3 protein-coding genes are annotated in these 3,601 nt (G+C 61.9%); 1 reads left to right on the forward strand and 2 read right to left on the reverse strand.

Annotated elements, in window-relative coordinates:
• The coding region (locus tag QZY06_RS04225; RefSeq protein ID WP_295680605.1) for an enoyl-ACP reductase at positions 1-654 on the forward strand (654 nt) is incomplete at its 5' end.
• A 68-nt stretch (positions 655-722) separates the two neighbouring features.
• On the opposite strand, the gene QZY06_RS04230 is transcribed toward QZY06_RS04225, so the two are convergent.
• Together QZY06_RS04230 and QZY06_RS04235 are read right to left on the reverse strand one after the other, a co-directional pair.
• On the reverse strand, positions 723-1,973 hold the full coding sequence (locus QZY06_RS04230; protein ID WP_295680608.1) for a dicarboxylate/amino acid:cation symporter: 1,251 nt from the start codon (positions 1,971-1,973) through the stop codon (positions 723-725).
• A 29-nt stretch (positions 1,974-2,002) separates the two neighbouring features.
• The coding region (locus QZY06_RS04235) for a peptidylprolyl isomerase (RefSeq protein ID WP_295680610.1) at positions 2,003-3,601 on the reverse strand (1,599 nt) is incomplete at its 5' end.

The raw sequence follows: 3,601 nt of genomic DNA on the forward strand, positions 1-3,601 counted from the left end.
GAGGATTTCGCTGCCGAGTGCGGCAGCAAGATCGTGCTGCCGCTGGACGTCACTGTCGATGCGGAGATCGACAACGTCTTCGCCGAACTCAAGCACCAGTGGGGCGCGCTCGACGTCATGATCCATTCGATCGGATTTGCGCCGCGCGAGCAGTTGCAGGGCAAATATCTAGACGCCGTCACCCGCGAGGGCTACCGCATCTCGCACGACATCTCTGCCTATTCTTTTGCGGCGCTGGGCAAGGCTGCCAAGCCGCTGATGACCGGTCGCAACAGCGCCATGCTCACCCTCACCTACCTCGGTGCGGTGCGCGCGGTGCCGATGTACAACGTCATGGGCCCGGCCAAGGCCAGCCTCGAAGCCAATGTGCGCTACATGGCGGCGGAGCTTGGTCCGGAAGGCATCCGCGTCAACGGCATCTCGGCTGGACCGATCAAGACCCTGGCAGCTGCTGGCATCAAGGGCTTCCGCGGCATGCTGTCGCATGCCGAGAAAGGCTCGGCGCTGAAGCGCAACATCTCGATCGATGAAGTCGGCAACGCCGCCGCCTTCCTGGCCTCCGATCTGTCCTCGGGCATCACCGGCCAGATCATCTACGTCGACGCTGGTTTCAGCATCATGGGTTTCTCGCTGGACGCCGGCACGCCGGGCTGATTCTCCAAAGGGTCAAAAAAAGCCCGAAGCGGACTACCCGCTTCGGGCTCTTTGTTGAGCCGCGACGCTTACTGCGGCGGCTTCAGGATGTCTTGCTCGCCTTCGAGGCGACCAATAACCACCGCACCACAGCCATCGCCGTAGACATTGACCGCCGTGCGGCACATGTCCAATACACGATCGACGGCCAGCAGTACGCCGAGACCTTCGAGCGGCAGGCCGATGGTGCCGAGAATCACCGCAATTGCGACCAGGCTGGCCGAAGGAATGCCGGTGACGCCCATCGAGGTGACGACGGCCATCGACACGATCACGAACTGGGTCGTGAAATCGAGATGCAGGCCGTAAGCCTGGGCCAGGAACATCGCGGCGGCACACTCGTAGAGCGCGGTGCCGTCGAGATTGATTGCCGCGCCAAGAGGCAGAGTGAATCCGGAGACACGCTCGGAGACGCCTGCGCGGCTGCGCAAACATTCCAGGGTCACAGGCAAGGTGCCAGCCGAACTGGAGGTCGAGAAACCGGTCAGCAGCGCCGGCGTCATCGCTTTCAGCATGCGAATCGGCGACACCCGCCCGATCACGGCCAGCAATACCGACATCGTCACCAGCATGTGGAACGCCAGCCCGCCGAGCGTGGCAAAGAAGAACAGCGCCAGCGGCCGGATCGCTTCTACGCCGGTCGATGAAAACGCTTTTGCGACCAGCGCATAAACGCCGATCGGGGCAAAGCGCATCACCACACCGGTGATGCCCATCATCGTTTCGCGGACACCGTTCCAGAAGTCGCGCTGCACGTCGCCGACAGTGCCCGGCAAGCGTGCCGCAAAGATGCCGAACATCATGCTGAAGAACACTAGACCGAGCAGGTCGCCTTCGGCGGCCGCCTTGATCGGGTTCGAGGTGATCATGCGATAGAAGACATCGCTGACGTCGGACAGCTTTGCGCTCGATACCTGCTCGCTGACCTTGGCGCTGCCGGTAGCGAGGCCGAGAATGTCCTTGGCAGGCTGGCCATCGATGATGCCGGGCTGGACGAGATTGACCATCGCCAGACCGACGACCACGGCGAGGACCGTAGTCAGCGTGTAGAACGCCATCGTGCGCAGACCGATGCGGGACAGCGCCGCCGGCTCGCTGAACGTTGACATGGCGACGATGATCGACGACACGATCAATGGCACCACGACCATCTTCAGGCCATTGAGAAACAGGCCGCCGATGAACCCGCAGAAGCGGATCAGGCTGCTGTCAGCCGACGCCAGTGCGCCGGTCAACACCGCCAGGGCCAGCGCAATCGCGATTTGCCAATGAACCTTCATCGCGTGCGCCCGGGCTGGCTAGCGGTCGATCAAGGAGCGACCGGCTCTTGAGCCGGCAACTCCTTCAGTTCGACCTTGATGCGCTTCTTCAAGGCCTCGTGGTATGCATTGAACTCCGCACCGGCGCGCGCTTCACGAATGCTGGCCAGCTCACCGGCCGGCTCCGTTCCTGGCTTGAGGCTGCCATCGACAACGGTCTTGAGTGCAATGACTGCCGTTGCGCCACCTTCGATGCTGGCTTCGCCAAAGCTCGAGGTCGTCGCAGCCGGACGCGGCAGCTTGAACACTGCATCCAGCAAGGCCAGTCCCAGGCCGCTGCGATTGCGCGTGCTCGGGCCTGGCGACTGCGCGGTGAGATTCAGGGACGTGGCCACTTCTTCGATCGTCTTGCCCGACTTCAATGCTTCCAGCGCCGCCTTGGCATCGGCACTCGCCTTGGCGCGCGCCTGCTCGTTGCGCAGTTCATCGCGCAGCGTTGCTTCGACTTCAGCGAGCGCGCGCTGACGCGGCGCTTCGTATTCGGCCTTGCGCACCACGACCAAGCGATCGGCGTCCACCGAGATCGGCTTGGAGTTGACACCGTCGGTGAGCACCGCCTGCGAGAACGCGGCTTCGATCACTGCAGGGTTCGCGGCAATGCCGGCACCGCCGGCACGCGTGAACCAGTCGGTGGTCTCGACAGTCAGGCCGAGCTCCTTGGCAACTGGCTCCAGCGAGCTATCGTTCTGGAAGGCAATCTCTTCGAGCTGCTTGCTCTTTTCCTGGAGCTGCAACTGCAACTCCTTGTTGATGTACAGATCGGTCAAGGCCTTCTGCACGTCAGCTTCTTCGAAGGCCTGCGTGCGCGCATCGTTCAATTCAGTCAGCTTGATGATGTGGAAACCGAACTCGGTTTCCACAGGCTCGCTGGTATCATCGGCCTTGCTCAATCCGTAAAGCGCGGACTCGAACTTCGGCGGCAGCAAGCCGTCACCGCGCTTGACGATGCCGAGGTCGCCACCCTTGTTCTTGCTGCCAGGGTCATCGGAAGCCGTCTTCGCCAGTTCGGCGAAATTCGCTCCGCCCTTGAGCTGTGCATAGAGATCATCGGCCTTCTTGCGAGCAGCTTCCTTGTCAGCGCCGAAGTTGATCAGGATATGGCTGGCCTTGCGTGTTTCCGGAGTCGAGAAACGCGAGGCTTTCTCGGCTTCATAGAGCGTCTTGAGAATATCCGCGCTCGGCGTGGCCGCCTTGGTCAGCTTGCTCTGCGCCAGTTCGACGAACGCCAGCTTGATCCGCTCTGGAGCCTGCAGGCTAGCCTTCTTTTCCTCGTAACGTGCGGCGATCTGCTCAGGCGTCACCGTGACATCGGCCAGATACTTCGCAGGTTCGAATTGCAGATACTGGAAATCGCGTTCCTGCTTGGAAAGTCGCAGAGCGAGCTTGGCATCGTCCGTGGTGACGACAGCACTACCGAGCACGACATCACGCAACTGCTCGACCATCAGCGTATCGCGCTGCTGAGCTTCGAAGCTGTCGGTGGTGTAGCTGTTCTGCGCCAGCAATTCCTTGTAGCGCTGCGTCGAGAACTTGCCGTTCTCCTGACACGCGGGAACTGCCGTCAGGTAGTCACGCAGCGCGGCGTCACC

Source organism: uncultured Nevskia sp. (assembly GCF_903885465.1).
Taxonomy (GTDB): domain Bacteria; phylum Pseudomonadota; class Gammaproteobacteria; order Nevskiales; family Nevskiaceae; genus Nevskia.